We start from the raw sequence: 18686 nt of genomic DNA on the forward strand, positions 1-18686 counted from the left end.
GTCGTTGGCGCAATCTGGATTCAGCGCTGCCACGAGACTCATAGACTGGTTTCGTGAATCTTATTCGACAGTCTCAACCAAATTCTCCTCGGTGTCGCTGCGCGGATCCAAAACGGCTGCCTGCGGTGTGACGGCGCGTTCGGACGGCAGCGTCTTGAAGGCCTCGCGCTCGTCCACCGGAACCGGAGCGCGCTGCGAGATGCGAAGCAGGGCGTAGGCGCCCAGGCCGAAATGCGCGAGCGCGGTAATGAGGAACAGGCTCTCCGGCCGCATGATTTCCATGAGCACGCCTCCGATCAATGGCCCAAGCATGGTGCCGAAGCCGTAAAGGAAGAGCAGTCCGCTTGCGACTTTGACAAAATCTTCCGGGGTGGCGTGATCGTTGGCATGCGCCACGATGATCGAATAGAGCGTGTAGGCGAAAGCGCCGTAGATCGCGGTCATCACGATCACAGAGGTTCCGTCGCGCGGTGCGCTCAAAAGAATGAGCAGTCCCAGCAGACCCGAGCCGAAGGAGGCGCCCGCAATGACGAGGCGGCGATCGATCCGGTCGGAGAGGCGCCCTGCGGGAAGCTGCAGTGCCGCCCCTGCAAGAACGGCGATGCTCATCATCGTGGCGATCTGCAGTGTCGAAATGCCTATCAGCCCGCCGTAGACAGCTCCAAGCGTGCCCCAGGCGCCGTTCGCGATGCCGACGAGCACACAGCCGAGAAATGAGACCGGCGAGTTCTGATACAGTCCCTTTAGGTCCAGCGATACCTGCGCCAGAGGCTCGGGGCTCACAGCCTTGGAGACCGCTGTCGGGATGAGCGCCATGCAGAACAGTATGCCCGTTGTCATAAAAAGGATCGTGTTGGAAACGTTGCCGAAGGCTACTGTCATCTGTCCCGCGGTCAGCGATGCGTAGGTCAGCATCATGTATATGCCGAAAACGGTGCCGCGATTCTCATTCGTCGACTTTTCGTTCAACCAGCTCTCGATCACCATGAAAGCGCCCGCCATGGTGAAGCCGGTGAATATACGCAGGACCACCCAGCCGGCCGGGTCCACCCACATGCCGGTGAGCAATGCAATGATCGCGCCCGAAGCAGCAAAAGCGCCAAAAGCGCGTACATGGCCGGCTCGGCGGACGATACGGGGCGCAATGAAACAGCCGGCCACGAAACCCACCGCCCAGGCAGCGCCCAGAGCGCCCAGAGAAGCTGTGGGAAACCCTTCCATCTGGCCGCGCAGGGGCAGTAGAAGCCCGTGAAGACCCGACCCCGTCAACAGGAAGGCAGTGCCGAGTAGAAGAGCGATTATTGAGCCGAGAGGTGACAGCATGAGATGCTTCCGAGGAGGGTATGGGTTCGAACAGGCCGGGCGTCTGTTGCCAGATGCCCCCGCCATCCAAAGATGGCGTGAGCAAGGCCACAGAATGATTGGTGGCGTCTTCGAGACACGCGATTGACAGTATGTGCGAATAAGTCCGTGGTTTGCATCGCAAAACCGTCGTTCAAGGCCGCGATAGCGCAATTTGAACCGTGTCAGCCTCGATGAAACAACGCCTCGGCCGCATTTTTGGTTGCGCCTTTGCTTTCGACCTCTCGTTCAAGCCGCGATACCTCGTCCTGAAGCAGCGTGATCCGGTGCTTGAGCTCATCCACCGATAGCAGGGAGAGATCCTGCCCAAGCTGGTGGGGAGTAGCCGGCTTTCTCTCTTCCTCGTCGAAAATGCCCATTGTTTGTTCTCCCGTCATCTGGATTGCTGTCCTCGGATGCCGGCGAAGCTTTCAGCCTGCCGACCGTGACAGGCTCGCAGCCTTCAGGATTGGCCTTGATCCAATTGCATCGCTCGCCGATTGTGTTGTCAGATGTTTTTCAAATCAACAGGGGCATGATGAACAACACAGCACTTCCAGAGAAGATGACGGCGGTGGCAATCAGCGAACCGGGCGAACCGGGTGTTTTGAAACCGGAGCGGCGGGATGTGCCGAAGCCGGGCGAAGGGGAAATCCTTATCCGGGTGCGCGCGGCCGGCATAAACCGGCCGGATGTTTTTCAGAGGAAGGGGTTGTATCCGGCACCCCCCGGTGCTTCGGACCTGCCCGGACTGGAGGTTGCCGGCGAGGTGGCTGCAGTTGGCGAAGGCGTGAAGCGCTGGCAGGTTGGCGACCGCGTTGCCGCGCTCACACCTGGCGGTGGCTATGCCGAGTATTGCCTGACCCACGAGACAAATGCCCTGCCGATCCCACACGATCTCACCTTTGCGGAAGCGGCGGCGATCCCCGAAACTTTCTTCACTGTGTGGCACAATGTGTTTCAGCGTGGGAGCCTGAAGGAGGGCGAGACACTGCTGGTTCATGGTGGTTCCTCGGGAATCGGAACGACGGCGATCCAGATGGCGACGGCTTTGGGATCCAGGGTAATCGCTACAGCGGGCTCTGCCGAGAAATGCGCCGCCTGCGCTTCGCTGGGTGCGGTGCGCTCGATCAATTATCGCAATGAGGATTTCGTCGAGGCCGTGAAGGAAGAGACGGACGGCCATGGCGCTGATGTCATTCTCGACATGATTGGCGGCGACTATATCGAACGCAATTACGATGCGGCCGCCATCGACGGACGCATCGTGCAGATCGCCTTTTTGAAGGGATCCCGCGCCACGGTCGATTTCTCGCTGATCATGCGCAAGCGGCTTGTCCATACGGGGTCCACCCTCAGGCCCCGATCGGTTGCCTTCAAGGCTCGTATTGCCACGGAACTGGAAGCGCATGTCTGGCCGCTTCTGGCCGCCGGCCGCATCTCTCCAGTCATGGACATGACCTTTCCGCTGGAGGAGGCGTGGCGTGCGCATGAGCGCATGGAGGATGGAGCTCACATAGGCAAGATCGTGCTTCAGGTCGCCTGACAAAAACGAAGCTCCGGCGTTGGCGCCGGAGCTTCGCTGCCCTGGGAGGCTGCGTCAGTTGGTGGCGTCGAGTTTGCCAAGATTGACAAAAATCGTCTCGCCGGAGGAATCATCCACGCCATCATTGTCAGTGACGAAGTAAGCCGTGCCTTCCATGTCGATGGCGAAGCCTTCAATCTTGTCAACGACATAGCCGTTGGTGGCGGATTTCATGTCAGGCAGTAGGTCGCGCACCAGCGTTTTTTCGACCAGAGGCAGCTCTTTATCGAGTGCCACAGGCTGAAAATCATCAAGGGAAACGCTGTAGAGTTTCTTGATCTTCGCAGACGTGCCGATCTGGTTGTCACGCTCGATGATATAGAGTTTTCCATCGTGAGCGGTGATCTCGGAGAGGCCGACCCAGCCCTTCTCGGCTGTATCAAGCGGGTAACGCACGGCGGCCCACTCGCCGGAACCAGGCCTGTAGCTTACCAGCTTTACCTGCCCCTTCGGATCATCGCTCCATTCGCGCTGAATGGCCATGACCAGCATCCGGTCATTGCCTTCACCGACGACCGTCACGCCTTCCATTCCGAAGCGCTTTTCGCCTGCGAGGAGCTCGGTGGGAAGTGCGATCTCCTCCCTGATCTCGCCGGCTGCATCGACGCGGAAGAGCGCATGCGGCGTCAGACGGTCGGTGCGGCCTTCCGAAGCGAGCCAGAAACCGCCTTCGCCGTCATTGGCGATGCCCTCGAGGTCGAGCTTCTGGGCGGTCATCCCGTCACGCGTGACAACGGTCTTGGCGATGATCCGCGCCGGTCTCTCAGTCGCATCAATGGTGAAGATGGCCGGCTGGTTGCTGTAGAAGGAATCGGACACGGCGTAGAGCGTGCCCGGCTTTTCAGCGTCTGCCACGAGGCCAGAGAGGGCGCCCCAGCTGAAAGGTGCCCCGCTGTCGTCCAGAGCCGATTCAATGGTCGGATAGGCAGGCTTTCCCTCGGTCAGTTCGTAGACCATCACGTGAGAGCGGGCGGCGCCGTCCTCAGCAAGATCGGCCTCATTTGCGGTAACAAGCAGGTTACGTTCGGGTATGGCCACGAGGCCTTCGGGGCCGATACCGGACGGGAGGACCTGGACGAATTCCGGTTCAGCGCCAGTGTCGCGGTAAACCGCCACGAGAGAAGCGCGCTCCAGCGCCACGAAAATATACCGCTGATCGCCGAAGGTCGCGACTTCCAGACCTTCCGGCTCCGTTCCCTTGGCGTCGGAGCGTTTGTCTGGGTAATGGCCGGCAGCCGCGGCGCGAAACTCGAGATCGTTACCGCTGTCAAACAGAACCTCGCCCGACCTGCTGAATATGGTGAAGCTGCGCGATCCGCCTTGATAGTCGCCTTCGTTGGCAGTGACGATGCGATCATCGTCCAGCCATTTCACAGCGTCCGGTTCGCGTTTCAACTCGTTGGCTGTCTGGTTGAAATCGATGGAGCCATTGTCCAGCGTATCGATGTTCTCAAGGCTGATTTGGCCCGCGGAGAAATGGCCCGTTACTTCGCCGCTTTCCGCCGAAACCACAGCGATATGGTTATTCTCCTGGAGGGTAACGACGATATCGCCGGCGTCGTTGAAATCGACGAACTCGGGCTCGGGATCCTCCGGTGCGATCTCGGCGAGGCCGGTCAGCGCCACTGATTTCATGCTGCTGCAATCCGGTACGCCGTCGGTGAGATTGAAGACCTTCAGGTCACCGGCGGGCATTTGCGGGATCGCACCGTCGTTCAGGTCTTCATCGCGCTCGTTTTCGATGGCGACGGCAAGGAAACGGCCGTCATTGCTAATGGCTACGGAATCCGGCTGGCCGCCCAGGTCGCAGGACTTCCGGGCGGTTTTCGACGCCATGTCGATCACGACGAGATTGCCCGAAGGGCTGGTGAAACTGTCGGAGGTGTTCACGGCCGCTATGGCTTTCTGGCCCGCCACACCCACTGAGGTCGGCTCACCCTCCAGCTTGAGCATCCCGCCGGCCTTCGGGGCCTTGGCGTCGCTGATATCCACGAAACCCACGCCACCCAGCGGACTGTCGGAGTAGATCAATGTCTTGCCGTCCGCGCTGCGTGCGATGATCTCGGATGAGGTTTCGGTCGCGGCTTCGGTTTCTGCGGGCAGGTTCTCTGCTACCGGAAATGTAGCGATACGGTTGAATGCCATATCCGCATAGGCAGGAAAAACGGTCGCCGTGCTTGCCAGCAGGCTCAGAATTATTGCTTGGCGTCCCATGTCTGAAAACTCCCTCAAGACCCATAGGAGCGGCACAATCGAGAGGGTTGATTTCATCCCGATGACACATCGATGACGGTTCGGTGACGCTCCCCAATTGAGGGAGCGCGCAATTTGTTGCGTCTGCCGGGTATTTCAGTTTATAACGCGGACGATATTTCCCAACATCGGTGGTTGTGACCACCGCCCGCGCTAGGGACGCGGGCGAAGGAAGAGGATTCTTGAAACATGGCCAACACGCTTCTCATGCCCAAGGCCACCGCCGTCTGGCTGGTCGATAACACGGCACTGACCTTCGATCAGATTGCCGAATTCTGCAAACTGCATCCGCTTGAGGTGGGCGCCATTGCAGATGGTGACGCTGCCCAGGGCATCAAGGGTATGGATCCGGTGATGACCGGACAGCTTACCCGCGAGGAGATCGCCCTCGGGGAGGAAAATCCGAACCACAAATTGCGGTTGTCTGAGCCGAAGGTCCGTGTTCCCGAGGCCAAAAGGAAGGGACCGCGCTACACGCCGCTTTCCAAACGCCAGGACCGCCCCAACGCAATTCTCTGGCTGGTGCGCAATCATCCTGAACTCAAGGACGCCCAGATCTCGCGTCTCGTGGGCACCACGAAATCGACCATTGAGGCCATCCGTGAGCGTACGCACTGGAACTCGGCGAACCTCGTTCCCATGGACCCGGTGACGCTGGGGCTTTGCTCGCAGATTGATCTCGATCTGGAAGTGCAGCGCGCGGCAAAATACCTCCCGCCCCAAGAGAACACCGGTGAAACCCTGCTCCCCGCTTCGGAAACGGAAGACCTGCCGCTTGGTGACCAGGCAGCCGCCGACACCTCGTCCGATGAACAGGAACTGGACGCGGATGCAGTTTTCGCCAAGTTGTCGTCGCTGAAATCCAGTGATGCGGACGAAGAAGACGAGGACGAGCGGTCCTGATCTGAAAATAGAGGCGCTCCCCGGCCATCGGGGAGCATCGCCTCAGCTCGCGCAAGCCCTGCCCATCATGGCCTCGTGCATTTCCATCCGCCTATAGAAGTCGGCAAGCTGCTTGCCGCGCTCGGGACGGAACGTTCGCCCGGCGAGGGTCATGGTGGCGATGCGGTCGATGCGGAACGTGCGAAAATCTCCGCGTAACTCACACCACGCTACCAGCGTCCACACCTTTCCCCAGAACCACAGACCAAGCGGGCGAACGTCTCGCTTTGAGGTGCGTCCGGCTTCGTCGCGATAATCGATAGAAAGCACGTCCCGCGTTTCCACAGAGCGTTCAAGCGTGTCGATGGCCTCGCGCTCGATATCGCTGACGACCCAGCGCGGTGTGTGGATTTCGGTGCGTGCAATGCGGTCGCGCTCCGGCTCCGGCAGGACGGTTCCTATCTTCACCAGCGCCTCTTCCGCCGCACGGGCCATGGCGGCGCCGCCAAAGGCGCGGACCATACGCGCGCCAGCGACGAGGGCCACGATCTCGTCACGCGTGAACATGAGCGGTGGAAGTTCGAACCCCTCCCGCATCAGATATCCGACCCCAGCCTCACCGTCTATTGGCACACCGGTGGACTGAAGATCCGCAATATCGCGATAGATCGTGCGCTCCGAAACCTCGAGGCGTTCGCTTAAAAGACGCGCCGTAACCAGGCGCCCGCCCCGCAAATGCTGGACAATCTGGAAAAGTCGGTCAGCACGGCGCATGCGTATTTCTCCTCACGCAAAAATTCCGAAGCTGTTTCCGTCGGGGTCGAGACAATACACGAAACGACCGGCAGGAATAGTGATTATGGGTGATACCAGTTTACCACCATTCGTTGTGACACGCTCCATGGCGTCTTCAAGCGGGGGTGGCACGGCCAGATGAACTGTCGGACCGGTCCCCTCCGGGGCCGGCTTGCCGGGGTAGATATGTCCGGCGACAGAATCCTGCGGGTCTCGGGTGTCAAAAATGGCAAAAGGATTTGGCCCATCCTCGCGCAGCACCAGCTCGTTCTGGACCACGGCGGCATAAAAGGCCCGCGCACGGTCGAGATCTGTCACAGGAATTTCCGCCCAGACCACTGCGTTTAGCGGCAACGTATCGGACATGTTTCGCAACCCTCCATTGTCGATGGGTGACAATGACACAGCCCTCCTGACAACATTCCGTCAGGAGGGCTGCAAAAGTGTTGCCTGAGATCTCTGGAGGGCCTATCGCCGGTATCGACCGGTTGGATCCCAGTCGATATCGCGTTGCACTGTTATCGGCAGGTCGTTCAGCATCCGTCTGGTCAACCGACGCCGCCGGCGATCACGGGTTTGGTCGGCCCAGCGGCGGACAGCGCTGAGGAGGCTTCCGGGGAAGTCTGACATGGCAACAATCTCCTGATTCTGGCGGGAGCATTATCGCCTGCCGGTGGTGACAGCGTTTTGTCAGGAGGTTTCCGGCTTGACCTCGACCGTGTAATTCAGCGGCAGCCGGCCTCCGTCGGCATAGATGGTTTGCCCGGTCACATAGCTCGAATCGTCGTCGGCCAGAAAGGTCGCTATCGATGCGATCTCGCCCGGTTCTCCAACACGCCCGAGCGGGGTGCGCGACAGCATACGGTTGCGTGCGGTCTGATCGCTGTTGACACTGGACAACATGTCGGTCGCGATCGAGCCCGGTCCAATGGCGTTTACACGTATGCCATAGGGCGCCAGCGCCAGCGCCATGACGCGGGTAAGCTGGCTGACACCTCCCTTCGACACCGTGTAGGCAATCTGCTCCGGTATGGCGAGAATGGCATTGATCGACGACATGTTGATGATCGTTCCTGCAGCGCCGCCGCCTTCGACCTTTTCGACCATATAGCGCGCGACAGCTTGCCCAGTGAGGAAAGTGCCTTTGAGATTTGTGTCGAGAACCCGGTTGAAATCCTCTTCCTTCAAATCGAGGAAACCCGCCGCGTGCACGACGCCGGCATTGTTGACGAGAATGTCCACGTCGCCGAAGGCGTCAATCGTTTCAGCCAGCAGGTTGTGCACATCGAGCCTCTTGCTCACATCGGCTTTCACGAAGCGCGCATTGCCCAGCTTTTCAAGATCGGAAAGGGCCTGCTTGCCCTTTTCACTGTCCAGGTCGGCGATCACGACCTTGACGCCGTGGCGCAGAAACCGCTCTGCGATTGCATAGCCTATGCCACCCGCCCCGCCTGTTACGATTGCCGTCTTGCCGTCCAGTGCCATGGTGAATCCCCGTGCCGAAAACGGCTGGACCCTGCGACGAGGGGCCCCGAAGGTCAAGTGCCCGCCAACGCGCGATCAGGAATCCGTCTTGCCCAGCGCTTCGCCGATTTCATCAAGAATGGCAGGGTCGTCGATGGTGGCAGGCATCGACCACTCCTGACGGTCGGCGATCTTCTGCATGGTGGCGCGCAGGATCTTGCCGGAACGCGTCTTGGGCAGTCGCTTCACCGAAACCACCTTCTTGAACGCTGCTACAGGACCGATGCGCTCGCGTACCATGGCGATCAATTCGCGCTCAACGGTGCGGATATCAGCCGCATTCTTTCCGTGCAGCACCACGAAGCCGCAGGGCACCTGTCCCTTGAGCGGATCGGCGATGCCGATCACCGCGCATTCGGCGACGGCCGGATGCTCGGCCACCACCTCCTCCATGCCGCCGGTGGAAAGCCGGTGGCCCGCCACGTTGATGATGTCGTCCGTGCGCGCCATGATGAAGAGATAGCCATCTTCGTCCAGCATGCCGGCATCCGCCGTTTTGTAATAGCCGGGAAATTCGGTGAGATAGGCATCGCGAAAGCGCCTGTCGTCGTTCCAAAGCGTCGGAAGCGCGCCTGGAGGCAGCGGCAGTTTGATCACCACATTGCCGAGCGTGCCCGCCGGCACCCGGTGGCCCGCATCGTCCAGAACCTGAACGTCGTAGCCCGGCATCGGCACGCCGGGCGAGCCGTATTTCACAGGCAGCATTCCTAACCCGACCGGATCCTGGCTGATCGGTGCGCCGGTTTCCGTCTGCCACCAGTGATCGATCACCGGGACGCCCAGGGTCTTCTCCGCCCATTTCACCGTGTCGGGATCTGCCCTTTCGCCGGCAAGGAACAGCGTGCGGAAGCCGGAGAGGTCGTGCGGGGCCAGCATCTCTGCGTCCGGGTCTGCCGTGCGGATCGCGCGAAACGCGGTCGGCGCGGTGAAGAGTGCGGCCACCTTGTGCTCCGCGATCACTCGCCAGAATACGCCGGCATCAGGGGTACCGACCGGCTTGCCCTCGAAAAGCACTGTGGTACAGCCGTGGAGCAGCGGCGCATAGACGATGTAGGAATGGCCCACCACCCAGCCCACGTCCGAGGCTGCCCAGAACGTCTCGCCGGGCTCAATGCCGAACTCGTTGAACATCGACCATTTGAGCCGCACCATGTGGCCGCCATTGTCGCGCACCACGCCCTTGGGCCGCCCCGTCGTGCCCGACGTGTAGAGGATATAGAGCGGGTCGGTCGCAAGCACGGGCTCGCAATCCACCACGCTTCCTGCTGCCCGGTGAGCGCCCACCAGTTCCGCATAGTCATGGTCGCGGCCTTCCGTCAGGTCGCAGCGCCGATCCTCCCGCTGCAGGATCAGGCAGGCCTTCGGCTTGGCGGCGGAGAGACGGATCGCCTCATCGAGCAGAGGCTTGTAGGCAACCACACGGCCGGGCTCCAGTCCGCAGGAGGCCGAGATGATCGCCTTTGGCGTTGCATCGTCTATGCGCGCTGCAAGCTCTCTTGCGGCGAACCCACCAAACACCACCGAATGCACGGCACCAATGCGCGCGCAGGCGAGCATGGCAAACACAGCCTCCGGCACCATCGGCATGTAGATGACCACGCGGTCGCCCTTGCCGACGCCGAAATCCTTCAGTACGGCGGCCAGCGCCGAAACCTCGTCTTTCACTTCCCCATAGGTGAAGCTTTTCTTCCGGCCGCTGATGGGGCTGTCATAGACAAGGGCGGGCTGATCCTTTCGCCCACCCTCGACATGCCGATCCACCGCATTGAAACACGTGTTGCAGGTCGCGCCGGGAAACCAGCGTCCATAGACGCCGGTCTCTACGTCGAAAACCCTTTCCCAGGGACTGAACCAGTCGATCTCGGCCGCGGCCTTCACCCAGAACCCCTCGGGATCCTGCTGCCAGCCCGAATAAACCTCGTGATAGCGCGACGTCATCCCGCCTCCTCCCTGCGGTTTGAGCCTCTTTATTGAGAGGTTAGCGGATCGCAGGGTCGTGCGTAAATCAGACTTGCGGTGAAGGGTGCGCTTTTGACAGCAGGCCGGCAGGGAGGCACAACAGGGCATGACTTCGCGAATCGGGCCTTCATGACCAAGATCCTGCTTCTTCTCATCCTGGCGATGATGATCGTGCACATTATAAAGCCGCTCGGCCTTCCGGGCCTCAGGCGGCGGGCAGATTTCTGGAAGCTGGCCCTGATCGCGCTAGCCATGGTCTCGCTCACGATCCTTCTGCGTGGGGGAGAGTAGGCCTTTTCCCGTAGGAGACCAAAAGAAAAGACCCGCCGACAAGCGCCGACGGGCCGATTCCGTGTCTTCAAATCCGCCTGATCAGGCAGCCTCGAGGTCCTGCTTCCACTGGCCGGTGGCGGCAAGGCTGTTCATCTTCGCGCGGTGCGCGAAAGCCTTCTGCGCTGCTGCCACGTTTTCCTTCTTGCCGGCCCAGGTCTTGAGCGCCGCAGCCTGCAGCGCGCGACCATAGGAAAATGTCAGAGCCCAGGGCATGTCGAAGCCAGCATTCATGAGCGAGAGATGCGCCGTGGCCTCTTCATCCGACTGGCCGCCCGAAAGGAAGGCGATGCCGGGCACCGCGGCCGGCACGGTCGATTTCAGGCAGCGCACGGTCTTTTCAGCCACTTCCTCGCGGCTCGCCTTGCGGGCGTTCTTGCCGTCGATCACCATGTTCGGTTTCAAGACCATGCCCTCAAGCGAAACACGCGCATCGTAGAGCTCGGCAAAGACGGTCTTCAGAACCCACTCGGTCACCTCGTAGCAGCGGTCGATGGAATGATCGCCCGGCTTGCCATCCATCAGAACTTCGGGCTCTACGATCGGCACAATGCCGGCTTCCTGGCAAAGTGCCGCGTAGCGGGCGAGGGCCTGTGCGTTCTGCTTCACGGCCCCCCAGCTTGGCAGATCGTTCGAAATCGAGATCACACCGCGCCATTTGGCAAAGCGCGCGCCAAGACCGTAATATTCCGCAAGACGTTCGCGCAGGCCATCGAGACCTTCAGTGATGGTCTCGCCGTCAAAACCGGCCAGCGGCTTCGCGCCGCCATCGACCTTGATTCCCGGAACAGCGCCGGAGGCCTTGATGACATCCACCAGCGGCGTGCCGTCGGCGGCCTTCTGGCGGATCGTTTCGTCGTAGAGGATAACGCCGGAGATGCAGTCCTTCATCGCCGCCTCGGCGCGGAACATCATCTCGCGATAGTCACGACGGTTCTCCTCTGTCGATTCCAGGCCGATCGTGTCGAAACGCTTCTTGATGGTGCCGGAGCTTTCATCCGCCGCCAGAATCCCCTGTCCGGGGGTCACCATGGCGGATGCAATATCCTCAAGCCGTTCGCTCATTTCAGGTCTCCTGTCTGTTCATGACCGGGCGATAGCAGATGCCGATGACAAACGGAATGCGCCCTTAAGACCCCTAATCGATTGAAATGACAGACTATTCACATTTTGCTTAACGCGACTTCGAAAGGGCCTCCACGCCGGGCAGTTTCTTGCCTTCCATCCATTCAAGAAATGCCCCGCCTGCGGTCGACACGTAGGAGAATTCTTCGGCCACGCCGGCGTGGTTGAGCGCTGCCACCGTGTCGCCGCCGCCGGCGACTGAAACGAGCAATCCTTCTGAGGTGCGGTGTGCCGCGTGTTTTGCCGCAGCAACGGTTGCCGCATCGAATGGCTCGATCTCGAAGGCTCCCAACGGGCCGTTCCACACCACCGTGTCGGCGCGGTCGAGCCATTCGTTCACCTTCTCGACGCTCTTCGGTCCTACATCGAGGATCATGGCGTCTGACGGAACGCTTTCGATCGCGACCGTTTCGTTCTCAGCACCCGCCTTGAACTCGCGCGCGACCACGCCATCCACGGGCAGGACAAGCGCACAGCCGGATTCTGCTGCCTCGATCATGATCTGCTTGGCCGTAGATGCCAGGTCGTGTTCGCACAGCGATTTACCCACTTCCGTTCCGCGCGCGGCGAGGAAGGTGTTGGCCATGCCGCCGCCTATAACCAGTGCGTCGACCTTCTTCACAAGGTTCATGAGAAGATCGATCTTGGTGGAAACCTTTGCTCCGCCGACAATCGCAAGCACCGGCTTGGCCGGCTTGCCGAGCCCCTTCTCCAGCGCCTCCAACTCCGCCTGCATGGTGCGCCCGGCATAGGCTGGCAGCAGATGCGCGAGCCCCTCCGTGGAGGCGTGGGCGCGGTGGGCGGCGGAGAATGCGTCGTTCACGTAGATATCGCCATTCCCGGCCAGCGCCTTTGCGAACTCCGGATCGTTCTTCTCCTCGCCCTCGTGGAAGCGCGTGTTCTCAAGGAGCAGGATGTCGCCATTGGCCATTTCAGCAATGGCGTCTGCCGCCGGGGTTCCGATGCAATCCCTGGCGAAATGCACGCGATGGTCGAGCACACTCTCCGCCGCATAGGCGATGGGTTCCAGCGAAGCTGCCGGATCTGGCTTGCCCTTAGGCCGACCAAAATGTGCCATCAGGATCACCTTCGCGCCCTTGCCGGAAAGCTCCTGGATGGTTGGCGCGACGCGTTCAATGCGGGTCGTGTCGCTCACCTTGCCATCTTTTACGGGCACGTTCAGGTCGACCCGTACGAGTACACGCTTGCCTGCGATATCGTTGAGATCGTCGAGGGTCTTAAAATCCGGCATGGCGCGTTGAAGTCTCCTTTAAGGGGTTCCTCGGGGTGGAGAAATCGGACGCCCGGAACCGCGGGTTGAAGAAGGATGTGAATTTGTCGGGACCATACAATGCCTTGCGGCTGGTGCAAGATGGAGGGTGCTGATTATAAGCTGGCAATGCCTATGGTTTTTGAAAAATACGCCGCACGAGATCGCGAGGACTGAGGAGCAGCGGCAAACGGGTTTCCGGTGCCTGCGGTTCGACGGAAAGTCCCACGGCGCTTATGCGTCCGTTCTCGTCGACATCCCGTACGATCAGCTCGATCTCGCCAAGCGTCGTGCGGTCGCCATACTCTGCGCGTCCGCCCAGCCGCTCCCGCAGGAGATCGGCAATAGTCTTCTTCTGGTCTTCTTCGTTGAGACCGGTCGCATAGGCCGCCTCGATGTCGGATGCGGGCCGCTCGGGGTCGACTGCAAAGGCTCCGAAAAACTCTGCGTCTTCCGGGTCCATCTCCACGGGGCTGGCAAACAGGCGGTCGAGGAGACGGGGATAGCGATCAGGCACGAAAATATAAACGTGATCGCCCGCTGCAAGCCGTCCGGCATACTGGTAGGTCATCGAGCGTCCGTCGCGTACCACGAGGGAAGGCTTCGCCCAGCGTGGGATCCGCTGGCCGCGTTCCACAGGGCTACCCGCCACCACCCGATAGGCGAGAAGCTCGTGGCGGGCCGAGCCGGGCAACTCCAGTTCCACCTTGTTCAGCGGACCCATGCGTGGCGGCAGTGTCAGCCCCAGCCGGCGGGCCAGCGGGCCCACCGTCCAGCCCTGCACGATCAGCGAAACAAGCACGATGATGAAGACGATGTTGAACAGGGGCCGGCCATTGGGCAGTTCGTCGATCAATGGCGTGATCGCAAGCAGGATGGACACGGCGCCGCGCAGGCCCACCCATGAGATGAACGCGCTTTCCGCCGGTGAAAACCGAAACGGCATCAGGCAAAGGGTCACCGCAATCGGCCGGGCGATGAAAATCAGGAACAGGCCGATGAAGAGCGCCTGAAATACGATCTCGGCAAATTGTGAAGGCGTGGCAAAGAGACCGAGCACGAGGAACATGATGATCTGGGCCAGCCAGGTCACGCCGTCCTGAAAGCGTTTGAGCATGGCGGTCGAGCGGAGCTTGGCGTTGCCGGCGATCAGGCCAGCCACATAAACGGCAAGAAAGCCCGAACCGCCCACTGCCCCAGCCAGCGCGAACACGAGTAGCGACAATGCAATAACGAAGATTGGCAGGAGCCCCTGCTCGAGCCGGAGACGAATGACCAGCCGGACAATACTCCAGCCGCCGAGGAGACCCGCGGCGAGACCGATGCCCATCTGCTGCAGAAAGCCGAGAGCCACGTCAGCCGCAAGCTCTCCTGCCTTGATGGCCTCGCCACCGGCGATCAGGCCAACCAGCGAGAGGGTGAGGAAGATCGCGATCGGATCGTTCGATCCGGATTCGACTTCCAGCGTCGAGCGTACGCGCTCACGCACCGAGATGTTCCCCACCCGGAGCAGAAAGAACACAGCCGCGGCGTCTGTAGATGCTACGGTGGCTCCCAGCAGAAAGGATTCAAGCCAGCTGAAGCCGGTGACATAATAGGCTGCGACACCCACGAGGCCCGCCGTCAGCAAAACACCGATTGTTGCCAGAATGATCGCTGGCGCTGCGGCTTGCCGAAACGCAGCTATGGATGTGCCGAAGCCCGAATCGAAGAGGATGACCGCGAGCGCGAGCGAGCCAATGAAATAGGCAATGGCAGCATTGTCGAAATCAAGCCCGAGCCCATCTGTTCCTGCTGCGAGGCCGATACCGAGGAAGATGAGAAGCAGCGGTGCGCCGAAGCGGAAAGCAATCACGCTGGAAAATGCGGCAAACAGCACGAGGGTCGTGCCCACCAGCGTAATAACATAAATTCCCTGATCCATCCGCGTCTCTTGATCCCGCCTGCCGCAAGTTGCTGTTCTTTTTTCATAAAAGGTGCGGCGGAAGTGAGATGCAAGAGCCGGGCCAAAAGAAAAACGCCCGGCGCGACGGCCGGGCGTTCAGAATGGCCTGTAAACCGTATCAGATGGTCTTGCCGAAGGCGACGGCCGTGTCGGCCATGCGGTTCGAGAAGCCCCATTCATTGTCGTACCAGGACATGACACGCACCAGGTCGCCTTCGATCACCTTGGTCTGGTCAAGCGCGAAGGTGGAGGAGGCCGGGTTGTGGTTCATATCGATGGAAACGAGTGGCTCGTTGGTATAGGCGAGTATGCCCCTGAGACTTCCATCGGCGGCAGCGACCAGCGCCTGGTTGACCTCTTCGACAGTGACCTTCTTCTTCGGCACGAACTTGAAGTCGATGACCGAAACATTCGGGGTCGGAACGCGGATGGATACGCCGTCCAGCTTTCCGTTGAGCTCCGGCAGCACGAGGCCGACAGCCTTGGCCGCACCCGTCGATGTCGGGATCATCGACATGGCGGCAGCGCGGGCGCGGTAAAGATCCTTGTGCATCGTATCGAGCGTCGGCTGGTCACCCGTATAGGCGTGAACCGTGGTCATGAAGCCCTTCTCGATGCCGAAGGCATCGTTGAGAACCTTTGCGACCGGCGCCAGGCAGTTTGTGGTGCAGGAAGCGTTGGAGACGACGCGGTGTTCGCTGGAAAGCTTGTCATGGTTGACACCATAGACCACCGTCAGGTCGGCACCGGAGGCCGGAGCCGAAACCAGCACGCGCTTTGCGCCGGCATCGAGATGGAGCGATGCCTTTTCCTTGGCAGTGAAGATGCCGGTACATTCCATCACAATGTCGACACCCAGCTCACCCCAGGGGAGCTTGGACGGGTCACGCTCTGCGAAAACCTTGAAGGAATCGGATCCGATGTTGATCGCGTCGCCGTCGACCTTCACCTCGGAGGGGAAGCGGCCATGCACGCTGTCATAGCGCAGAAGGTGGGCGTTGGTCTCGACTGGGCCGAGATCGTTGATCGCGACGATGTCGATATCCTTGCGGCCCGACTCGTAGATCGCGCGTACGACATTGCGGCCGATGCGGCCAAATCCGTTGATGGCAACTTTGACGGTCATGAACTTCCTCCGGAGAGTGGGTGGTCGTGCGCAGGCACGGAAGGAGACGCCGCTTCATAGCGGCGTCTGCGTCGAGAATCCAGATGGTGGGGCAGGCATTCGTCCGTCCCAAACCATAACAAGCCCGATATTGGCCTCAACCGATCTCTGCCAGCCGCTTCTGGGCGGCGTTTGCAGCAGCCTCGGCAGTGATGCCGAAATGCCTGTAGAGCTCCGGAGCGGGCGCACTGGCGCCGAACCCGGTCATGCCAATGAAGATACCGTCGGACCCGATGATCGCATCCCAGCCCTGCCGAATGCCAGCTTCGATTGCCACCTTTACGGGGGCGTTGCCGATCACTGCCTTGCGGTAGTCATCGCTTTGCTGTTCGAACAATTCGAAACACGGCACGGAGACAACGCGGGCCGGGTGACCGGCGGCATCGAGAAGGGACTTCGCCTTCATTGCCACTTCCACTTCCGAGCCGGTGGCGAAGAGCGTCACCCTGGCGTCGTCTTCGGAACCGGCGAGTTCATACGCGCCACGGGCGCAGAGATTGTCAGCTTCATGGCTGGTGCGTACCGGTGCAAGGTTCTGGCGCGAAAGGGCAAGCGTGGATGGCGCCTTGCGGCTTTCGATCGCCACCTGCCAGCATTCAGCTGTTTCGATCGCATCTGCCGGGCGGAACACGAGATGGTTGGGGATTGCGCGCAGCGCGGCCAGGTGCTCCACCGGCTGGTGGGTCGGGCCGTCCTCGCCAAGGCCGATGGAATCATGCGTCATCACGAAGATGGAGCGAATCTGCATCAGCGAGGCGAGACGCATCGCCGGGCGGGCATAGTCCGAGAAAGTCAGGAAGGTGCCGCCATAGGGTATGATGCCGCCATGCAGCGTCATGCCGTTCATGGCGGCGGCCATGCCGTGCTCGCGGATGCCGTAGTGGATATAGCGACCGGAGAAGTCCTCGGCGCTGATGGGGCCGGTCTGGCTCGTCTTGGTATTGTTGGAACCGGTCAGGTCCGCAGAGCCGCCGATGGTTTCAGGCAGCACTGCGTTGATGGCTTCGAGCGCCATTTCCGAAGCCTTGCGGCTCGCCACCTTTGGAGGCTCGGCTGCGAGCTTTTCCTTGTATTCGAGCATGGCGGCAGAGAAGGTTTCCGGCAGATCTCCGCGCATGCGGCGCTCGAATTCCCCGCGTGTCTCCGCGTCGGCAGCCGCAAGACGGTCTTCCCAGGCCTTGCGCTCCTTGGCGGAGTGCAGGCCGGCCAGACGCCAGTCGTCAAGAATGTCGGAAGGAACGACAAAGGGATCGGCATCCCAGCCAAGCGCCTTGCGTGCGCCAGCAATTTCCTCCGCACCAAGCGGGGAGCCGTGCACCTTTGCCGTGCCGGATTTGGACGGTGCGCCAAAGCCGATGGTCGTGCGGCAGGCGATCAGGGTCGGCTTGTCCGCCTTCCTCGCGGATTCAATGGCGCCGGCAATGGCATCCGGATCATGACCGTCGATGCGCATCGTGTTCCAGCCCGAAGCCTCGAAGCGCTCGCACTGGTCGGTGGAGTCTGTCAGCGAGGTGGAGCCGTCGATGGAGATCTGGTTGTCGTCGAAAAGAACGATCAGCTTGTTCAGCTTGAGGTGCCCGGCAAGCGTCAGCGCTTCCTGGCTGATGCCCTCCATCAGGCAGCCGTCGCCGGCCAGAACATAGGTGTAATGGTCAACGAGATCATCGCCGAAGCGCGCATTCAGGATGCGTTCGGCGATTGCCATGCCGACGGAGTTTGCGAGGCCCTGGCCCAGCGGTCCGGTCGTTGTCTCGATACCGGCCGCATGGCCGAATTCCGGGTGGCCGGCCGTGCGCGAGCCGAGCTGGCGGAAGTTCTTGATCTCGTCGATCGTGATGTCTTCATAACCCAGCAGGTAAAGCAGCGAATAGAGCAGCATCGACCCATGACCGGCGGACAGGATGAACCGGTCGCGGTCGGCCCAATCGGGGTTCTTGGGGTCGTGCTTCATGAAGCGGGTGAAAAGAACGGTGGCGATGTCGGCTGCGCCCATGGGCAGGCCGGGGTGACCCGAATTGGCCTTCTCCACCGCATCCATCGATAGGAAGCGGATCGCGTTGGCCATCCGGTCGTGTTTGTCGCGTGAGATCATGATTGCTCGCTGGTCCGCTTTAGGCAGTTGTCGGGCAGGCTGCACGGGCAGCCCGGGCCCTTTGGAAAAAGCAGGCGACACATAGCAGTTGCGGCCTTGAAGTCAACAAAGGTGCGGTTTGCAGGCCGCTGCCTGCCCCAGGGGAAGGAGGATTTTGTATCAACCTTGTTACAGCATTTTGGGGGATTAGCCGTCGTGTTTTGTTGACGGGACCTTCACACGCCGCCTAATCTTTTCGGCGTAACTGGTTAGTAAGGCCAGCGATTCGCAGCCGAGGCCTCGTAAAAGCTGTCGCGCATTTGTCTGCCGGCACGTGTCCGGGTGCATCACTGGGCGGATGAGAGTAAGCAAGATTGCCTGTGTCACAACATTTTCGGAGACCGCGTGCCTTGGCCGCATTGGCGGCCGGCATGTTCCGGG

Annotated in this window: 15 protein-coding genes; 3 read left to right on the forward strand and 12 right to left on the reverse strand. The window is 60.8% G+C overall.

Features of this window, described 5'->3' with window-relative positions; genetic code table 11:
• Positions 1-60 precede the first annotated feature (60 nt).
• Positions 61-1323 carry an MFS transporter gene (locus P2W41_RS02540; protein ID WP_404934220.1) on the reverse strand — a complete coding sequence of 421 codons (1263 nt, stop codon included), beginning with the start codon at positions 1321-1323 and terminating at the stop codon, positions 61-63.
• Positions 1324-1526: 203 nt separating this feature from the next.
• Entirely contained in the window at positions 1527-1721 is a 195-nt protein-coding gene (locus P2W41_RS02545; protein ID WP_404934221.1) for a DUF1192 domain-containing protein, read from the reverse strand.
• 185 nt (positions 1722-1906) lie between these two features.
• Between P2W41_RS02545 and P2W41_RS02550 the strand changes: the two genes are divergently transcribed.
• Positions 1907-2887, forward strand: a complete 981-nt coding sequence (locus P2W41_RS02550) for an NAD(P)H-quinone oxidoreductase (RefSeq protein WP_404934906.1) — start codon at positions 1907-1909, stop codon at positions 2885-2887.
• A 54-nt stretch (positions 2888-2941) separates the two neighbouring features.
• Here the strand turns inward: P2W41_RS02550 and P2W41_RS02555 are convergent, their stop codons facing one another.
• Positions 2942-5140: an esterase-like activity of phytase family protein gene (locus P2W41_RS02555; RefSeq protein ID WP_404934222.1), complete on the reverse strand. Its 2199-nt coding sequence runs from the start codon at positions 5138-5140 to the stop codon at positions 2942-2944.
• A gap of 228 nt (positions 5141-5368) precedes the next feature.
• Here P2W41_RS02555 and P2W41_RS02560 point away from each other — a divergent pair, with 228 nt between their 5' ends.
• Positions 5369-6082 (forward strand): DUF1013 domain-containing protein, encoded by a 714-nt coding sequence (locus tag P2W41_RS02560; protein WP_292898078.1) that lies wholly within the window; start codon positions 5369-5371, stop codon positions 6080-6082.
• Positions 6083-6124: 42 nt separating this feature from the next.
• Here the strand turns inward: P2W41_RS02560 and P2W41_RS02565 are convergent, their stop codons facing one another.
• The 4 genes from P2W41_RS02565 to P2W41_RS02580 all read right to left on the reverse strand — a co-directional run bounded on the left by P2W41_RS02565 (position 6125) and on the right by P2W41_RS02580 (position 10318).
• Entirely contained in the window at positions 6125-6835 is a 711-nt protein-coding gene (locus P2W41_RS02565; RefSeq protein ID WP_404934223.1) for a helix-turn-helix transcriptional regulator, read from the reverse strand.
• A 12-nt stretch (positions 6836-6847) separates the two neighbouring features.
• On the reverse strand, positions 6848-7222 hold the full coding sequence (locus tag P2W41_RS02570; RefSeq protein ID WP_292898076.1) for a VOC family protein: 375 nt from the start codon (positions 7220-7222) through the stop codon (positions 6848-6850).
• Between the two features lie 324 nt (positions 7223-7546).
• On the reverse strand, positions 7547-8341 hold the full coding sequence (locus P2W41_RS02575) for an SDR family NAD(P)-dependent oxidoreductase (protein WP_292898075.1): 795 nt from the start codon (positions 8339-8341) through the stop codon (positions 7547-7549).
• Positions 8342-8416: 75 nt separating this feature from the next.
• Entirely contained in the window at positions 8417-10318 is a 1902-nt protein-coding gene (locus P2W41_RS02580; protein ID WP_292898074.1) for a propionyl-CoA synthetase, read from the reverse strand.
• A gap of 150 nt (positions 10319-10468) precedes the next feature.
• Here P2W41_RS02580 and P2W41_RS02585 point away from each other — a divergent pair, with 150 nt between their 5' ends.
• Positions 10469-10630 (forward strand): hypothetical protein, encoded by a 162-nt coding sequence (locus P2W41_RS02585; protein WP_292898073.1) that lies wholly within the window; start codon positions 10469-10471, stop codon positions 10628-10630.
• A gap of 81 nt (positions 10631-10711) precedes the next feature.
• On the opposite strand, the gene P2W41_RS02590 is transcribed toward P2W41_RS02585, so the two are convergent.
• The 5 genes from P2W41_RS02590 to tkt all read right to left on the reverse strand — a co-directional run bounded on the left by P2W41_RS02590 (position 10712) and on the right by tkt (position 18266).
• On the reverse strand, positions 10712-11734 hold the full coding sequence (locus P2W41_RS02590; RefSeq protein ID WP_404934224.1) for a class I fructose-bisphosphate aldolase: 1023 nt from the start codon (positions 11732-11734) through the stop codon (positions 10712-10714).
• A 109-nt stretch (positions 11735-11843) separates the two neighbouring features.
• Complete coding sequence (locus P2W41_RS02595; protein WP_404934225.1) at positions 11844-13046, reverse strand: phosphoglycerate kinase; 1203 nt, start codon at positions 13044-13046, stop codon at positions 11844-11846.
• A gap of 151 nt (positions 13047-13197) precedes the next feature.
• Entirely contained in the window at positions 13198-14988 is a 1791-nt protein-coding gene (locus tag P2W41_RS02600) for a potassium/proton antiporter (protein ID WP_292898070.1), read from the reverse strand.
• 139 nt (positions 14989-15127) lie between these two features.
• Complete coding sequence (gene gap, locus P2W41_RS02605; RefSeq protein WP_404934226.1) at positions 15128-16135, reverse strand: type I glyceraldehyde-3-phosphate dehydrogenase; 1008 nt, start codon at positions 16133-16135, stop codon at positions 15128-15130.
• A gap of 136 nt (positions 16136-16271) precedes the next feature.
• On the reverse strand, positions 16272-18266 hold the full coding sequence (gene tkt / locus P2W41_RS02610) for a transketolase (RefSeq protein WP_292898068.1): 1995 nt from the start codon (positions 18264-18266) through the stop codon (positions 16272-16274).
• Between the last annotated feature and the right edge of the window lie 420 nt (positions 18267-18686).

The sequence above is a fragment of the Nitratireductor sp. L15S-10 genome, assembly GCF_045011005.1.
Lineage (GTDB): Bacteria > Pseudomonadota > Alphaproteobacteria > Rhizobiales > Rhizobiaceae > Nitratireductor.